This window comes from Amycolatopsis sp. NPDC058986 (genome assembly GCF_042741125.1).
Lineage (GTDB): Bacteria > Actinomycetota > Actinomycetes > Mycobacteriales > Pseudonocardiaceae > Amycolatopsis.
The window spans coordinates 32,337-48,965 of the sequence record NZ_JBHYJW010000067.1; the positions used below are offsets into that span (position 1 = coordinate 32,337).

The window sequence follows — 16,629 nt, forward strand, 5'->3', positions numbered from 1 at the left end:
AGATCACACCGGGTGCCGCCGCACCCCGCGCCGGATCACACGCGCTCGAGCACCACCACGGGGATCTCCCGGTCGGTCTTCTTCTGGTACTCGTTGTAGTCCGGCCACACCGCGGCCAGCTTCTCCCAGAGCTTGGCCCGCTCCTCGCCCTCGGCGGTGCGCGCCCGCGCGGTGAAGCGGTCCGCCTTCACCTGGACCTTCACCTCCGGGTCGGCGATCAGGTTGAGGTACCAGCCCGGGTGGTTCGGCGCGCCGCCCTTCGAAGCGACGATCACGTGGTTCCCGTCGACCTCCTGGTAGATCAGCGCGAACTTGCGGTCCTCGCCGGTCTTGCGGCCCTTGGTGGTCAGCACCAGGATCGGCGCGCCCTTCTCCCAGTCGTGCCCGACCTCGCCGTCGGTCTCCTCGTAGCGGCGGACGTGCTCGTCACCGAAAAGCATGAATCAGTTCCTTTCGCGTTCATCGGTCGTTCCCGACGCTCCGGCCGGGTCCTCCCCTGCCCAGCCTGCCGCGAATCGGTCGGTCGCGCTGACCAGCTCCCGGAGCGTGCCCGGCTCGTCGAAGGCGTGCCCGGCATCCCCGATCATGATCAGCTCGGCACCGGGCAGCACCTGGGCGAGCTCCCACGCGGTGGTGGCGGGGGTGACCACGTCGTAGCGTCCCTGGACCAGAACGCACGGGATCCCGGCGAGCTTCCCGGCGTCGCGGATCAGTTGGTCTTCGGCGAACCACCCGCCGTTGCGGAAATAGTGGTTCTCGATCCGGGCGATCGCCAGCGCGAAGCGGGGATCGGTGAACGCGGCGACGACGTCGGCGCGGGGCGCGAACTTCACGGTCTCGCCCTCCCATCTGCTCCACGCGATCGCGGCCGGCAGATGGACGTCCGGGTCGGAGTGGTTCAGCAGTTCGTAGTAGACCTCGATCAGGTCCTCGCCCCGCCGCGACTGCGGGACGGGTTCGAGAAAGCGGGACCACGCCTCGGGAAACAGGTATCCCGCGCCACCGCCGTAAAGCCATTGGAGTTCCTTGGGGCGTAACGTCGCTACACCCCGCAGGACCAGTTCCGTCACTCGTTCGGGGTAAGTTTCGGCATACGCCAGAGCGAGTACGCTTCCCCAGGAACCCCCGAACACCAGCCACCGTTCTATTCCCCGTGCCCCACGCAACCGCTCGATATCGGCGACCAGATGCCAGGTGGTGTTTACCGCGAGATCGACGCCGGGACTACCGCAATGCGGAGTACTGCGTCCGCAACCACGCTGATCGAACACGACGATCCGATATCGTGCGGGGTCGAAAAGCCGTCGGTGGCGCGGCGTCGCTCCACTACCGGGTCCGCCGTGCAGGAACACAACCGGCTTCCCTTGCGGGTTCCCGCACTCCTCCCAGTAGATTGCATTGCCATCACCCACCGGCAGCATCCCGCGATCGTAGGGTTCGATTTCCGGATACAGACCGATCATGTGCGCCACTATGCCCGAGAACACCAGGCCCGAGAACATCGCCCGAGAAACCGCAGCTCCAGAAACCCTGACCCGAGAACCAAAACCTTGGAGGAAGCCCATGAAGTCCCGGCCGCACGTCACTCTCGAGGACGTGGCACGCAGCGCGAATGTTTCCCTCGCGACCGCGTCCCGAGTTCTGAACGGCACCGCGTCGGTGCGCACAGACCTGCGCGATCGCGTGGTTTCGGCGGCGGCCGAGCTGGCATACGCTCCCAACGCTCACGCGCAAGCGCTGGCGGGCGGCTCCCATCGCACGGTCGGCGTGATCTGCCACGACGTCAGCGATCCGTATTTCTCCGCCATCGCCGGCGGCGTGATGCGGGTCGCCACCGACAACGGACTGCTGGTCATGCTGGCCGGAACGTTCCGTGACCCGGACCGGGAGGTTGCCTACGTGTCGATGCTTCGGGCCCAGCGCGCCTCGGCGATCGTGTTGATCGGTTCGGCTTTCGAGGACCGTGCCTGGGAACGTGCCATGGCGGCGGAACTGGAGCCGTACCGTCGTGGTGGCGGGCAGGTCGCGGCCGTCAGCAGACACCGCGGGCTCAAGATCGACTCCGTGCAGCCGGACAACCGCGGTGGCGCGGCCGAACTCGCGAAGTCCTTGTTCGGCATGGGACATCGGCGTTTCGCGGTACTTTCCGGCCCCCGGCAGCTGACCACCGTGCTCGACCGGCTGAGCGGTTTTTCCACCGCGCTGGCCGAACTCGGCGTCACGCTGCGCGAGGAGGACGTGGTTGACGGCGCTTTCACCAGGGAGGGTGGGTACGAGGCCATGCGGACGGTGCTGGCCCGCTCGAAGCGGAAGCTGCCGACCTGCGTGTTCGCGGTCACCGACATCATGGCGATGGGCGCGCTGACAGCGCTTCGCGAGGCCGGGCTGTCGGCGCCGGACGACATTTCCGTCGCCGGTTTCAACGACATCCCGGTCGTCCGCGACCTCACTCCGAAGCTCAGTACGGTAGCGCTTCCTCTGGAGCAATTGGGTGAACGCGCCATGGATCTGGCACTGAAGGGTTCCTCCGGCGGCAGGCCCCGGGTGGTGCGAATGTCGGGTCAGGTCATGCTCCGGGAGAGCACCGGGCGGCCGCGCCGCTGAGCGGGAGGGCCTTGTCGCTTTGCGGCAACGGCCCTACCGTGACTGAGAAAGCGCTTTCAACAATCGACTTCTCGCCCACGGAACTGTTGATTTTTCATACATCGACGGAGGCCACCGGAATGTCCGCGTTCGAGCTGCCCACCGATGCCGGGACGGCGAAGTGGTCACCTTCCGGGCGAACTCCGCCGAAACCGCCAACGACACCGCCATCCGCGCGAATCGCCTATGCGGCCGCGCACATTGTCACAGATCCACTGAAACCGGACAATCACCCCGGACCGGCACTCGATTGGGACGCCACGCTCGCTTTCCGCGAGTACCTCTGGTCATGCGGGCTCGGGGTCGCCGAGGCGATGGACACCGCCCAGCGCGGGATGGGCCTGGACTGGGCGGCCACCCGCGAACTCGTGCGCCGGACCGGGGACGTCGCGGCCGGGCGGGCCTGGGTGGCCGGTGCCGGCACCGATCAGCTCCCGCCCGGCCCCGCCGGGCTTCCGGCCGTGGTGGACGCCTGGCGGGAGCAGCTCGACCTGGTCGTCGCCGCGGGCGCCGTGCCGGTGGTGATGGCCAGCCGGGCGCTCGCCGCGGCCGCGGACGGCCCCGGCGACTATCACGCGGCCTACGGCAAGCTGCTCTCCTCGGCGCCCGGCCCGGTGCTGCTGCACTGGCTCGGCGCCCAGTTCGACCCCGCACTGTCCGGTTATTGGGGCCATGACGACTTGAGGGCCTGCGCCCGCGAACTCGCCGCGCTGTGCGCCGAGCATCGTGACGTGGTCGCCGGCGTCAAGGTCTCCGTGCTGGACGCCGACCTCGAAATCGAGTTCCGGCGGTCGCTCCCCGACGACGTCGCCTGCTACACCGGCGACGACTTCCACTACCCGGCGCTGATCGCCGGCGACACGGGCGGGCCCGGCGAGAAGAGACACAGCGAGGCGCTGCTGGGGATCTTCGACCCGATCGCCCCGGTGGCGGGCGCCGCGCTCGCCCGGCTGGATGCCGGGGACACCGCGGGGTTCCACGCGCTTCTCGACCCGACCGTCGCGCTGGCCCGCGAGATCTTCCGGGCCCCGACCCGCCACTACAAGACCGGCGTCGTGTTCCTCGCCTACCTGAACGGGCACCAGCGGCATTTCCGGATGGTCGGCGGCCACGAGTCCGCGCGGTCGATCACCCACCTGGCGCAGCTGCTCCGGCTGGCGGACGCCGCCGGAGTGCTGACCGATCCCGATCTCGCGATGGCCAGGATGCGCCCACTGCTCGCCGCCTCGGGTCTGTGGTGAACGGGATGGACCGGCTGAGTCTCAACCAGATCACCACCAAGAGCTGGAGCCTGCCGGAGGCAGTGGCGGGCTGCGCCGCGGCCGGGGTGGGCTGGATCGGCCTGTGGCGGGACAAGGTCGCCGAAGTCGGCGCCTGCCGGACGGCCCGGCTGCTCAAGGACTACGGCGTCCGGGTGTCCTCCCTGTGCCGTGGTGGGTTTTTCACCGGCATCGAGCCCGATGGGTCCGAAGTGGACGGGCTGGCACGGACCCGGGAGGCGATCGACGAAGCCGCGTTGCTCGGGGCGGACGTGCTCGTGCTGGTGGTCGGCGGGATCGGCGCCGACGGGCTCGCGGCGTCGCGGCAGCGGGTCGCCGACGCGGTGGGCGAACTGGCTCCCTATGCCGGGGAGCGTGGTATCCGGCTGGGGCTGGAACCGCTGCACCCGATGCAGTGCGCGGAACGGTCCGTACTGTCCACTGTGGACCAGGCGCTGGCGATCGCGCGCGAGCATCCGCATGAGCAGGTGGGCGTGATCGTCGACGAGTTCCATGTCTGGTGGGACCCGCGGATCGAGGAGTCGATCGCCGCGGCGGCGGGCCGCATCGCCGGGTTCCACGTGTGCGACCAGCTTGTCCCGTTGACCGACACCCTGCTCGGCCGCGCCCTGCCCGGCGACGGGCCGATCCCGCACCGCAGGCTGCGTTCCTGCGTGGACGCGGCGGGCTACACCGGCCCGATCGAGGTCGAGGTGTTCAACGCCGAGCTGTGGCGGCGACCCGGCGCCGACGTCCTCGCCGACGTCGTCACCGCCTACCGCGACCATGTCGCCTGAAGAAGCGCGTCGCCCGAAGAAGCACGCCGCCCAAGGAAACATGTCGCCCGAAGAAGCAGAGTGCGGGAAAACCATGTCCCCTGACACGCGCATCCGGCACACTTGCCCACCTCGGCACTATCGGGTTGGCTGTGCACCCGCGGTCACCGGACGGCCCGGCGAACGCCGGTGTGACATTGTTCGCAACCGGCGTCCGGTACCGGCGGCGCCGCCCGTGTGGCGGTGGGCGTCCGGCACCCACCACGGCGGTGCCGGACGGAGCGAACGAAGCGGAAACACGGAGGAAAACCGGGCCGGTGAAGATCACGGACGCGCACCCTGCACCTAGCCGATTCCCACATAGTGCGAGACATCCTTCGTTGGTTACAGTGCCGAACATGCCGAACCTGCTGGTGGTGGAAGACGACGCGGCCATCGGCAGCGTGCTCGAGTCGACCCTGCGACTACACGGTTACCAGGTGCATTGGCGGCGGGACGGCCGCAGCGCGCTCAAGGTCGCCGAAGCGGGTGACATCGACCTGGTCCTGCTCGATCTCGGGCTCCCCGACCTCGACGGTGTCGAGGCCTGCCGCCGGATCCGGGCGTGCCTGCCCTCGGCGGTGCTGGTCATCCTCACTGCCCGTCAGGACGAGATGGACGTCGTCGTCGGGCTGGACGCCGGGGCGGACGACTACCTCACCAAACCCATCCGGCTCGGGGAACTGCTGGCGCGGCTGCGGGCGCATCTGCGCCGGGGCACCGCCGTGCCGCAGCAGCAGAAGGCACCGATCACCGTCGGCGAACTGCTCGTGGACACCGCCAGCCGCCGGGTCAGCCTGGCAGGCGAGGAACTCGTGCTGCGGGCCAAGGAGTTCGACCTGCTCGCCCGGCTCGCCGAGCAGCCGGGCGTGGCGGTCAGCAGGGAAACGCTGATGGCCGAGGTCTGGGACGCGCACTGGTACGGCTCCACCAAGACGCTCGACGTGCACATCGCCGCGTTGCGCCGCAAACTCGCCGCGACCGGCGTCGCCTCCGCCCTCATCCCCCGGATCGCCACCCTGCGCGGGCACGGCTACCGGCTGGAGGATCCGGCGGACTCCGGCGCCGCGGACGGGTAACGCGTGCGCCGTCGGATCGTGACGCTCACCGTCCTCGCGGCGGTGCTGGCGACCACGCTGTTCGGCCTGCCCCTGGCGATCGTCGCGGCGGAGACCTTCGGCGACGACACCGTCGCCGACCTGGAACGAGCCGCCGACGCCGTCGCCGTCGTGGTTTCGAAACCGCTCGCCAACGGCCAGCCCGTCCCACCGCCGGTGGTGGGCCCTGGTGACGACGAGGCCGAGGCCCGGATCAAGGTCGGCGTCTACAGCCCGGACGGCAGGCGGCTGGCGGGGCACGGCCCGCCGGTGGCCGACGAGGTCACCCGCAGGGTCGCGGGAACGACCAAGGACATGGTCAACGGCTCGCTCGGGGACGAGGAGGTCCTCGCCGTGCCGGTGCTGAGCGGGGACCGGCTGACCGGCGTCATCCGCGCGGCGCTGCCCCGCTCGGAGCTGAACCACCGGATCGCACTGGCGTGGCTGGCCATGGCGGGCTGCGCGGCACTGGCGGTGACCGGCAGCTGGCTGCTGGCCCGGTGGATCGCGGCCCGGCTGACCCGGCCGCTCGAGGAGCTCGCCGCGGCGGCCGGGCGGCTCGGCGACGGCGATTTCACCGTCCGCTCGCCGCGCCCCGGCATTCCCGAGATCGACAAGGTCGGCTCGGCGCTCGACACCACCGCCGAACGAATCGGCGAGACGCTGGAGCGTGAGCGGGCGTTCTCCGCCGACGCCTCCCACCAGCTCCGCACCCCGCTGACCGGGCTTCGCCTGCAACTGGAGGCGGCGCTGGAGAACCCGGGGCAGGACCCGCGCAGCGCGATCGAGGCCGGGCTCGGCTCGGTCGACCGGCTCGAACGCACCATCGAGGACCTGCTCGCGCTGGCCCGGCAGAGCCGCGCGCCGCGGGCGCCGCTCGACCTGGACACGCTGCTCGACGAGCTCCGGCAGACGTGGCAACCCGTGCTCGCCGGGCAGGGCCGTGAGCTGGTGGTCCGTGCCGAGGACGCCCCGCCCGCGCGGGCGGCGGCCGCGGCGATCCGCCAGGTGCTGAGCGTGCTGGTGGACAACGCCGTCACGCACGGCAGCGGCACGGTGACCGTGGTGACCCGCGACGCCGGGGACACCCTGGCGATCGACGTCGTCGACGAGGGACCGGACCTCGGCGAGGCCGATCCGTTCACGCTGGATCACACCCAGGCCACCGGGCACGGGATCGGCCTGCGGCTGGCCCGTAGCCTTGCCGAGGCCGAGGACGGCCGGTTGCGGCTGAGCAAGCCGGATCCGCCGACGTTCACGCTGCTGCTGCCCGCGGCCACCGGAACGAATCCTCACGACTAGGCCCGAAGGCGCAATGAAGTACCGCACATCCAGCAAAACTCACAATGATTCGCCGTTCTGCGGTCGCAACGCGACCGATACCGTGGCTCGCGATCCACACGGACCTCAGCGAGGAGGAGCCAGGTGAAACCGGCGACCAGCACACCACCGCGAACGGGACTGCGAGCCGCGATGCTGCGGCGCAAGCCCGTCGCGGACCTGATCGCCGAGGGCGATCACGGGAAGCTGAAGCGGTCGCTCGGGCTCGGCCAGCTGACCATGCTCAGCATCGGCGCGACGCTGGGCAGCGGGATCTTCGTGGTCCTCGGCGAGGCGGTGCCGGTCGCCGGCCCGGCGGTGATCCTCTCGTTCGTCCTCGCCGGTGTCACCGCGCTGTTCTCGGCGCTGTCCTACGCCGAACTCGCCGGGATGATTCCGCTTTCCGGCTCTTCCTACTCCTACGCTTACGCCACGCTCGGCGAACTCGTCGCGTGGGTGTGCGGCTGGTGTCTCGTCCTCGAGTACGGCGTCTCGGTGGCCTCCGTAGCCGTCGGATGGGGGCAATACCTCAACGAACTCCTGCGGGCGGCCTTCGGTTTCACCATCCCGGACGCGCTGAGCCAGCCACCCGGCGGCGGCGGGATCGTGAACGTCCCGGCCATCGTCGTCGTGCTGCTCGCGATGGTGCTGCTGCTGGCCGGCGCGAAGGAAAGCGCGAGGGCCAACGCGATCATGGTCGTCATCAAGATCGGCACGCTGGTGTTGTTCTGCGCGATCGCGTTCACCGCGGTGCAGGCGAAGAACTTCACCCCGTTCCTGCCGCTGGGTCTGGCGGGGCTGAGCGCGGGCGGGGCGAAACTGTTCTTCTCCTACATCGGCTTCGACGCGGCGTCGACCGCGGGCGAGGAGGCGAAGAACCCGCAGCGCGACTTGCCGAGGGCGATCCTGCTCTCTCTCGGCATCGTCACGGTGCTGTACTGCCTTGTCGCGGTCGCCGCGGTCGGCGCGCTGCCGTGGCAGCAATTCGGCGATCAGCAGGCGGCGCTCTCACACGTGCTGACCTCGATCCTGGACAACGAGTTCTGGGCCGCGCTGCTCGCCGTCGGCGCGATCGTGGCGATCTCCAGCGTCGTCCTGACAGTCCTCTATGGACAGACCAGGATCCTGTTCGCGATGTCGCGGGACGGGCTGGTGCCCGCCGCACTGTCCACTGTGGATGCCAAAACCGGGACGCCGAGGACGAACACGCTGGTGGTGTCCGGTTTCGTCGCCGTGCTGGCCGCCTTCGTGCCGCTCGGCAAACTCGCCGACGCGACCAGCATCGGCACGCTGTTCGCGTTCGCGCTGGTCAACATCGCGGTGCTGGTGCTGCGCAGGCGCAGGCCGGAGCAGCCGCGCACGTTCCGGGTCCCGCTCGCACCGGTCACCCCGGTCATCGGCATCGGCTGCTGCGCGCTGCTGATGTTCAGCCTCGACACGGCGACCTGGATCGTCTTCGGCGGCTGGATGCTGCTCGGCCTCGCGATCTACTTCGGCTACAGCGTGCGCCGCGCGCGGCTGGCGGGACCGCGATGATCGTCGCCGTCCACCAGGGACCGTACGACGCGCTCCCGGTGGCCGCCATGGCCGCGGCAGGATCCGGCGCGCGGCTGCTCGTCGCGGCCGAGATGATCACCACCGGCTACCACATCGGCGCGGCCTCCCACGAGCTCGCCGAACCGGCGGACGGGCCGACCGCCCGCCGGATGAGCGAACTGGCCGCCGACGCCGGGATCGCGCTCGTCTACGGCTATCCCGAACGCGAGGGCGAGTACGTCTACAACAGCGTCCAGCTGATCGGCGCGACCGGCGAGCGGCTCGCGAACTACCGCAAGGCGCATCTGTTCGGCGACCTCGACCGCGCGTGGTTCACCCCTGGCTCGGCGGCCGTGGTGCAGGCGGAGCTGGACGGGCTGCGCGTCGGGCTGCTGATCTGCTACGACGTCGAATTCCCCGAGCAGGTCCGGGCACACGCCCTCGCGGGCACCGATCTGCTGGTCGTGCCGACCGCGCTGATGAGCCCGTACGAACTGGTCGCCGACACCCTGGTACCCACGCGGGCCTACGAAAGCCAGCTCTACGTCGTCTACGCCAACCGCTGTGACAGCGAACAGGAACTGACCTACTGCGGCCGGTCCGCGATCGTCGCCCCGACCGGCGAAGTGCTCGCGCGGGCGGGCACGCGGCCGGCGATGCTCAGCGCGCGGGTCGACCCCGCGGTGCTGGCCGCGTCCCGCGCCGAGAACACCCACCTCGCCGACCGGCGCCCCGAGCTCTACCGAGCGCTGCTCGACCGGCAAGACCCGCGTGACCCCGAAGGACCCCGCGCATGACCTCCGCCGTTCCCACCGCGATCCATCACGACGAACCGGCGGGCCGCCCGATCACCATGTTCGGCCCCGATTTCCCGTTCGCCTACGACGATTATCTCGCCCATCCGGCCGGGCTCGGCTCGATCCCGGCGGACCGCCACGGCACCGAGGTCGCCGTGATCGGTGGCGGGCTGTCCGGCATCGTCACCGCCTACGAGCTGATGAAACTGGGCCTGCGCCCGGTGGTGTACGAGATCGCCGAGATCGGCGGGCGGCTGCGCACGGTGCGGTTCCCCGGCTGTCCCGACGACGTCGTGGCGGAAATGGGTGCGATGCGGTTCCCGCCCGCCTCGACCACGCTGTTCCACTACATCGACAAGGTCGGTCTCCGGACCACGCCGTTCCCGAACCCGCTCGCCCCGGCCACCCCGAGCACCGTCGTCGACCTCAAGGGCCGCAGCCACTACGCGCGCACCGCCGCGGACCTGCCCGAGGTGTTCGGCGGAGTCGCCGCGGCCTGGGAGCGCACGCTCGAAGAGCACGCGAGTTTCAGTTCGATGCAGACCGCCATCCGCGACCGGGACACGAAGACGATCAAGAAACTGTGGAACGAACTCGTGCCACGGCTGGACAACCAGACGTTCTACGGATTTCTCTGTGACTCACCCGCGTTCTCGTCCTTCCGGGACCGTGAGATCTTCGGGCAGGTCGGTTTCGGCACCGGCGGCTGGGACACCGACTTCCCGAACTCGATCCTGGAAATCCTGCGAGTGGTCTACACCGGCGCCGACGACGAGCACCGCAGCATCGTCGGCGGCAGCAGGCAGCTGCCGCTCCGGCTGTGGGAACACGCCCCCGAACGCCTCGCGCACTGGCCCGCCGGTACGAGCCTCGGCTCGCTGCACGAGAGCGGCAAGCCGCGCCCCGGTGTCGTCCGGCTGCACCGCACCGCGCCGGCCAACGTCACCGTGACCGACGAGAGCGGGCACATCCACACCTATCCCGCGGCGGTGTTCACCGCGCAGAGCTGGCTGCTGCTGTCGAAGATCGCGTGCGACGAGGCGTTGTTCCCGATCGACCACTGGACGGCGATCGAGCGCACCCACTACATGGAGTCGTCGAAGGTCTTCGTCCCGGTCGACCGTCCGTTCTGGCTCGACCCTGACCCGGTGACCGGACGCGACACCATGAGCATGACACTCACCGACCGCATGCCGCGCGGGACGTACCTGCTCGGCACCGACCCGGATTCGCCCGCGGTGATCTGCCTTTCCTACACGTGGGCCGACGATTCGCTGAAGTGGCTGCCGCTGACGGTCGCGGAGCGCGTCGAGGTGATGCTGCAGTCGCTGCGCGAGATCTATCCCGGGGTGGACGTGCGGCGGCACGTCATCGGCGACCCGGTGACGGTGTCCTGGGAAGCCGAGCCCCATTTCATGGGCGCGTTCAAGGCCAATCTCCCCGGCCACTACCGCTATCAGGAACGCCTTTTCACCCATTTCGCGCAGCATCGGCTCGAACCGCGGTTCCGCGGGGTTTTCCTTGCCGGGGACGACGTCTCGTGGACGGCGGGCTGGGCCGAAGGCGCGGTCCAGACCGCGCTGAACGCGGTGTGGGGCGTCCAGCGGCACTTCGGCGGCGCGACCGATCCGGCGAACCCCGGGCCGGGCGACCTGTTCGACGACATTGCCCCGATCGTGCTGCCGGATTGAGCCGGGAATACGCCGTACCGTACGCCGGTCACTACGAATCGCGCTGGTTTCCCGGCGGTAACTTTGCGACATCGGGCTGTTCGACCGTCAGAACTGAACCGATCATGCGACGATGGGGAGCATGACCACCGAGCCGGCCCCGCGATGGCGCAGACTGGAACCGGACGCCCGGAAGGAACAGATCTACGCGTGCGCGGCGCGGCTGTTCGGTGAGCGGCCGTACTCCGAGGTGTCCACTTCGGACATCGCGGCGGCGGCGGGAGTGGCACGAGGACTGATCAACCACTACTTCGGCACGAAGCGCGAGCTGTACCTGGAAATCATCAGGAGAGCGCTCACCGTGCCGAGGCTCGCGGTGGAAATCCTTCCGGAGGGGCCGCTCGAACTGCGGGCCGACGTGGCGATCGACTGGTTTCTGGACATGGTCACCAGCCAGGAACGGATGTGGCTGGCCGCGATCGCGCCCGAGGGCATCGGCCGGGACCTGGAGGTCGAGCGCATCCTGGAGGAAGCCGACCAGGAATCCGCCGACCGGGTGCTGGAAGCCGTCGGGCTCTCCCGCGACAGCGCGCACGGGCCCGAGCTGAACGCACTCGTCCGCGCGTTCGGCGGCATGGTGAAGGCCGCCGGACGGGAATGGCTGGTCCGCGGCGCGCTCGACCGGTCGCAGGTGCACACGTTGCTCAGCAAGTCGCTGGTCACCCTGGTCGGTGAGGTCTTCCCGGTGATCCAGGGGCATCCGGCGGGCAACTCCGCGCCCGGCTGACACCCCCGGTTTACTAATCCGACCAAAAGCAGGCGGACACGGGCCGCAGCCGACCCGCTCGTAGGTACCGGTTTCCGCCGTGACCGTGGTCGGGTTAGCAACGAACGGCACAGCAGTTCCGCTCGCCGGTGGCCAGCCGGGTGAGCCGGCACGCGAGCCCGTCGAGGCAGCGTTCGACGGCGTAGTCGTAGAGCCGGGCGAAATACCCGGACGCCTTGTCCGGATCGGACACCAGTTCGTGCATCGCCCTGCCGTGCGCGGCCATGCCGGGCAGGTCACCACGATCGCGATAGGCGGCGTACTCCTCGGTAATGCTCGAACCCAGCTCGGGATCACCATCCCGTTCGTCCTCCATCGCGACGAACTGGCAGGCGTTGGCGAGCAGCAGGTTGTACGCGAGGGCGCTTTCCTCCCCGAACCCGGCAGCCATCAGGACCCGGACACCCGCGTCGATGGTGCGCGTCGCGGCGCTCACCGATGGTCCGAACAACGCGAGCCGCCGCGCCGATCCGGGGTAACGTCGCAGCACCACGCGAAGCTCGGCGAGCAACGCCGCGAACCAGGTACGCCACGGCAAGGTGTCCCCCGGCAGCGTCAGCTCCCCGACGACCCGGTCGATGACGGCGTTGACGACCGCGTCGCGATCCCCGACGTGGTGGTAGACGACGGCGGGATAGGCGTCGACCTCGCCCGCGAGCTGGCGCAGTGTCCAGCTGTCCAGTCCCCGTTCCGCCGTCAGCTTCAGCGCGGCGTCGACGATCCGCTCCGCGGTGACCGCCGGCAGTCCGGCGGCGGCCCTCGACCGCGGCCGGTTGCCCGTTCCCGGGGACGATGCCATGCGAAGTACGTTATCCGCATCTTTCGGTGGTACCGGCGTCCGGTGGTGTCACCGTGGGGGATTCGGGCAAGATCGGGGCATGCCACGCGCACAGGCCAACGGCCTCGAACTGGAATACGACACCTTCGGGGATCCGGGTGACGCTCCGCTGGTGCTCGTCATGGGGCTCGGCGCCCAGATGATCACCTGGGAGGCGGGGCTGTGCGAGCTGCTGGCCGCGCGGGGATTCCACGTGGTGCGGTTCGACAACCGGGACATCGGCCTGTCGACCTACCTCGACCACCTGCCCGCCCCCGATCTCACCGCGCTCATTTCGGGTGACCTCGCGACCGTGCCGTATCTGCTGTCGGACATGGCGGACGACGCCGTCGGCCTCTTCGACGCGCTCGGCTTCGCAAAGGCGCACGTGGTGGGCGCGTCGATGGGCGGGATGATCGTGCAGCAGCTCGCGATCGACCATCCGGACCGGCTGCTGAGCGTCACCTCGATCATGTCCACGACCGGCGACCGCGCGGTCGGCCAGGCCGAGCCCAGCGCGCTGGCCGTGCTGACGCGTCCGCCCGCCGCGACGCGCGAACAGGCGATCGACGAGGGTGTGGTCGCTTTCCGCGCTCTCGGCTCCCCCGGCTACCCGGCGACGGAGGAGTACCTGCGGACGAAGACGGCGACGCACTACGACCGCGCCGTGCATCCCGAAGGGACACTGCGTCAGACAGCGGCCATCGTCGCCTCGGGCGACCGCACGGAACGGCTGCGCGAAGTCCGGCTGCCCGTCGCGGTCATCCACGGCGACGCCGACCCGCTGATCAACGTCAGCGGCGGCAAGGCGACCGCCGAAGCGATCCCGGACGCCGAACTCGTGGTGATCCCCGGCATGGGCCACGACCTGCCGCACGCGCTCTGGCCGGAATTCGCCGACGTCATCGCGCGCACGGCCGCGCGCGCCAACGGCTGAATCTGCTCTCTCCCGCACCCTGGTCAAGGAAGCGTCAAGAAGCCGAGCGGGCCCGTACAGAACACGGCAGCGAGCCTTACCCGCCGAGCGGAAGTGAGCTGGACTGGGCCGATGAGGGCCAGGACGACGCGCGAAGGACGGATTCCCGGCGGTTTCGGCTTCCCCCTCGGCTGTGTGGCGCTGGTCGTGGCCGCACTCGCCGCGGCGGTGGCGGGTGCCGGCGCGCATCCCGCCTACGCACTCGTCGCGTTCGTCCCGGTCGTCCTCGCGATCGGCTTCTCCACCACCGTCTTCGCCGCCGCGGGAACCGCGGTGATCGCCTGGGCCGTCTACTCCGGGTTCGTCCTCGGACGTGCCGGCGGCCTGGTGTTCGACGCCGCCGCCGGCCGGGCCGCGCTGGTGCTCGGCGCCGCGCTGGTGACAGGTCTCGGCGGTGGCCTCCTCGTCCGGGCGGTGCGCAACGCCCGGACTCACCTTCTCGGCGCCGACGTCCCCGCGCCGCGCCGGTCCGTGGACCCGCCGGCGCGGCGGGCGGCCAGCGCGGCGATGATGCGCGGCAAGCCCGCGGGCTGAACCGGGTCGATGCCGGTCAGCTCCCGCACCCGGCGCAGCCGGTAGTCCACCGTGTTGGGGTGGATGTGCAGTGAGGCGGCCGTGCGCCTGCGGTTGCCTTCGCTGGCGAGATAGCAGTCGAGCGTTTCGAACAGATCGGGATGCGGTTCCAGGGGCGCGACCACCGCCGCGAGCCGGTCGCGCGCGGCGCCGGGCCGGGTCAGCTGGAACTCCATGAGCACGTCGTCGAGGCGGTACAGCCCGGGCTCGCGGCCGAACCAGCGGACGACGTCGAGCACCGCGCTCGCCTGCTCCGCCGCGACACGGACTCCGGACGGCGGCGCGGTTTCCGCGGCGACGGTCACGGTCGCGCCCGCCGCGCGCCCGGCGTGCCCGGCCAGCTCCCGCCATCCGCCGACGTCCACTTCGGACAGCCGGCCGCCCAGCGGCACCAGCACCACACCGCCGCTGCCGTCGACCGAGGCGAGCACGCCCTCCCCGCACTGCTGCTCGAACGTGCCGAGGAACCGGCGCAGCTTGCGGCGGACCGCGATGGTCGCGTCGACACCCGGCCGTTCCTCGTCGGGATGGCGGCCCAGTTCGACGCACAGCACGAGATAGCAGGCGGGCAGCGTGATCCCGGTGGCCAGTGCCGCCGCGTCGATCGCGCCGCCGTCCAGCAACGCCGAAAGCAGCGACCGCCGCGCCGTGTGCTCCTGCCCGACCTTGGTGCGCAACTGGTCGAGGTAACCGCTCGTCACCGCCCCGGTGACCGCCGAGACGAACCGCAGCACGCGATCGACGATCTCCGCGAGATCGTCGACGTCGCCTTCGCCCGCTCCTGCCGCGGCGGTACGGAAGATCTCCCTTGCTCCAACGTGATACGCCTCCAGCACGGCTTCGAGTGGGAAACCTTCCTCCGCCCGCCGGGCAGCGGACCCGCCGATCTGCCGGAGCTCGGCGTCGTTGAGCGGACGATCCTCACGGAGGCTCCGCGCGAAGGCCCGTAAGGCGTCCTGCGTGATCGCCGCGATGTCACCGCGGATCTCCTCGACGGGCAGCCGCCGGTAATCGGCGACCTCGGCCTGGATCCGCCGGAGCACGCGAACCCGGAGTTCGGCCTCCTCGACGCTGAGCCGCTCGTGCACGGGACGTCCGCCGAGCGACAGCGCCCGCCCTGCCACCCCGTCCGTCCTGTGCTCGGTCACAACCGGCCTCCTCGATCTCTGCCCGTGTTCCCAGTCAACGGGCCGGTGATCGCTGCCGATGATGTCACGAAGACCAGAAGCGGCAAGCCCGCGGAACACAGACCCAGAGGAGGACGGCATGCGGATCGGCGGACGGACGACGGCGTTGGCCGCCATCACGGCGATCACCCTCACCACGCTCGCGGGACCGGCGTCGGCCGTGACCGCGACCGACTACGTGGCACTCGGCGATTCCGCGGCGGCGGGCCCGCTGATCCCGCCGCAGGATCCGGCGTCCTACGGCTGTCTTCGCTCACTGGTGGACTATCCGCACGTGGTGGCGAAGAAGATCGGCGCGGCGAACCTCACCGACGTCACCTGCTCCGGCGCGAAGACCGTCGACCTGACCGGTTCGCAGCCGACGTTCACCGGACCGGCGGCGCCCCAGCTCGACGCTCTGAGCAGCAGGACCTCGGTCGTCACGCTCACCATCGGCGCCAACGACGTCGGCCTGGTCCCTGCCGTGCTGAGCTGCCTCAACCTGGCGCCCGGCACCCAGCCCGACTGCGTCGACCGATACACCGCGGGCGGGCACGACCAGCTCGCCGAGAGCATCGCCGGCTTCGAGCCGAAGTGGGGTGCGGCGATCGCCGCCATCGCGAAACGGGCGCCGAAGGCACGAATTTCCGTCGTCGGTTACGGAACGTATCTCCCGCACAACGGGTGCTGGCCGGTCGCGCCGCTCTCGGCGCGGGATGCTGACTACATCCAGAAGACCATCGGCGAACTCAACGCCGCCCTCGCGCGCCAGGCCGCCGCACACGGCGCCCGCTTCCTCGACATCCGCGGCGTGACCAGCGGACACGACGTCTGCCAGGCGCCCGGGGTGAAGTGGTACGAGAGCCTCGTGCCGACCGCGGTCGCGGCCCCGTTGCACCCGAACGAGGCAGGCATGGCGGGCATCGGCGCCTATGTCGCGGGCAAGCTCGCCCGGAGCTGAAACGCCGAGCGGGAACCTGGGCGAAACCCGGGGCCGGGCCTGCGCCGACGGGCCGGGTTCGTTCTCCCCCCACGCGAGAACGATCCCGGCCGCCGACGCCGCGACGCCGGCTCCGGTGTTCCCGCCCGTACCCCTCTGACGAGCGGGAACACCGGTCCGCGCCTGGCCCGCCG

Annotated in this window: 16 protein-coding genes; 12 read left to right on the top strand and 4 right to left on the bottom strand. The window is 70.3% G+C overall.

The features are described from left to right. Positions 1–35: 35 nt before the first annotated feature. A complete protein-coding gene (locus tag ACFW0G_RS38485; RefSeq protein ID WP_378330443.1) occupies positions 36–440 on the bottom strand; it encodes a nitroreductase family deazaflavin-dependent oxidoreductase in 405 nt (134 codons plus the stop codon). Positions 441–443: 3 nt separating this feature from the next. Further along, positions 444–1,565, bottom strand: coding sequence for a prolyl aminopeptidase (gene pip, locus ACFW0G_RS38490; protein ID WP_378330444.1), 1,122 nt, complete (start codon positions 1,563–1,565; stop codon positions 444–446). On the opposite strand from pip, the gene ACFW0G_RS38495 reads away from it, so the two are divergent. The 9 genes from ACFW0G_RS38495 (at position 1,564) to ACFW0G_RS38535 (ending at position 11,924) form a co-directional block, all read left to right on the top strand. Continuing rightward, the gene (locus ACFW0G_RS38495; RefSeq protein WP_378330445.1) at positions 1,564–2,604 is read left to right on the top strand and encodes a LacI family DNA-binding transcriptional regulator; all 1,041 of its coding nucleotides are present in this window, start codon (positions 1,564–1,566) and stop codon (positions 2,602–2,604) included. The two genes, pip and ACFW0G_RS38495, sit on opposite strands and share 2 nt — an antisense overlap. Positions 2,605–2,723: 119 nt before the next feature. After that, complete coding sequence (locus ACFW0G_RS38500) at positions 2,724–3,884, top strand: DUF993 family protein (protein WP_378330446.1); 1,161 nt, start codon at positions 2,724–2,726, stop codon at positions 3,882–3,884. Between the two features lie 5 nt (positions 3,885–3,889). Then, complete coding sequence (locus ACFW0G_RS38505) at positions 3,890–4,699, top strand: sugar phosphate isomerase/epimerase family protein (protein WP_378330447.1); 810 nt, start codon at positions 3,890–3,892, stop codon at positions 4,697–4,699. Positions 4,700–5,076: 377 nt separating this feature from the next. Beyond that, positions 5,077–5,796, top strand: coding sequence for a response regulator transcription factor (locus ACFW0G_RS38510; protein ID WP_378330448.1), 720 nt, complete (start codon positions 5,077–5,079; stop codon positions 5,794–5,796). A 3-nt stretch (positions 5,797–5,799) separates the two neighbouring features. Beyond that, a complete protein-coding gene (locus tag ACFW0G_RS38515; RefSeq protein ID WP_378330449.1) occupies positions 5,800–7,116 on the top strand; it encodes a sensor histidine kinase in 1,317 nt (438 codons plus the stop codon). Positions 7,117–7,287: 171 nt separating this feature from the next. After that, positions 7,288–8,670, top strand: a complete 1,383-nt coding sequence (locus ACFW0G_RS38520) for an amino acid permease (RefSeq protein ID WP_378330460.1) — start codon at positions 7,288–7,290, stop codon at positions 8,668–8,670. Next, positions 8,667–9,467 carry a carbon-nitrogen hydrolase family protein gene (locus ACFW0G_RS38525; protein ID WP_378330450.1) on the top strand — a complete coding sequence of 267 codons (801 nt, stop codon included), beginning with the start codon at positions 8,667–8,669 and terminating at the stop codon, positions 9,465–9,467. Before ACFW0G_RS38520 ends, ACFW0G_RS38525 begins: the two co-directional genes overlap by 4 nt. Next, the gene (locus tag ACFW0G_RS38530; protein ID WP_378330451.1) at positions 9,464–11,158 is read left to right on the top strand and encodes a flavin monoamine oxidase family protein; all 1,695 of its coding nucleotides are present in this window, start codon (positions 9,464–9,466) and stop codon (positions 11,156–11,158) included. The genes ACFW0G_RS38525 and ACFW0G_RS38530 overlap by 4 nt, the downstream gene beginning before the upstream one ends. Positions 11,159–11,279: 121 nt before the next feature. Next, on the top strand, positions 11,280–11,924 hold the full coding sequence (locus tag ACFW0G_RS38535) for a TetR/AcrR family transcriptional regulator (RefSeq protein ID WP_378330452.1): 645 nt from the start codon (positions 11,280–11,282) through the stop codon (positions 11,922–11,924). A gap of 94 nt (positions 11,925–12,018) precedes the next feature. Here ACFW0G_RS38535 and ACFW0G_RS38540 read toward each other — a convergent pair whose 3' ends face one another. Further along, positions 12,019–12,762 carry a TetR/AcrR family transcriptional regulator gene (locus ACFW0G_RS38540; protein ID WP_378330453.1) on the bottom strand — a complete coding sequence of 248 codons (744 nt, stop codon included), beginning with the start codon at positions 12,760–12,762 and terminating at the stop codon, positions 12,019–12,021. Between the two features lie 79 nt (positions 12,763–12,841). Between ACFW0G_RS38540 and ACFW0G_RS38545 the strand changes: the two genes are divergently transcribed. Further along, positions 12,842–13,717: an alpha/beta fold hydrolase gene (locus ACFW0G_RS38545; protein WP_378330454.1), complete on the top strand. Its 876-nt coding sequence runs from the start codon at positions 12,842–12,844 to the stop codon at positions 13,715–13,717. Between the two features lie 111 nt (positions 13,718–13,828). Continuing rightward, positions 13,829–14,290: a hypothetical protein gene (locus ACFW0G_RS38550; RefSeq protein ID WP_378330455.1), complete on the top strand. Its 462-nt coding sequence runs from the start codon at positions 13,829–13,831 to the stop codon at positions 14,288–14,290. Here ACFW0G_RS38550 and ACFW0G_RS38555 read toward each other — a convergent pair. Next, positions 14,188–15,477, bottom strand: coding sequence for a PucR family transcriptional regulator (locus ACFW0G_RS38555; protein ID WP_378330456.1), 1,290 nt, complete (start codon positions 15,475–15,477; stop codon positions 14,188–14,190). The two genes, ACFW0G_RS38550 and ACFW0G_RS38555, sit on opposite strands and share 103 nt — an antisense overlap. Positions 15,478–15,595: 118 nt before the next feature. On the opposite strand from ACFW0G_RS38555, the gene ACFW0G_RS38560 reads away from it, so the two are divergent. Beyond that, complete coding sequence (locus ACFW0G_RS38560; protein ID WP_378330457.1) at positions 15,596–16,456, top strand: SGNH/GDSL hydrolase family protein; 861 nt, start codon at positions 15,596–15,598, stop codon at positions 16,454–16,456. The last annotated feature ends 173 nt before the right edge of the window (positions 16,457–16,629 follow it).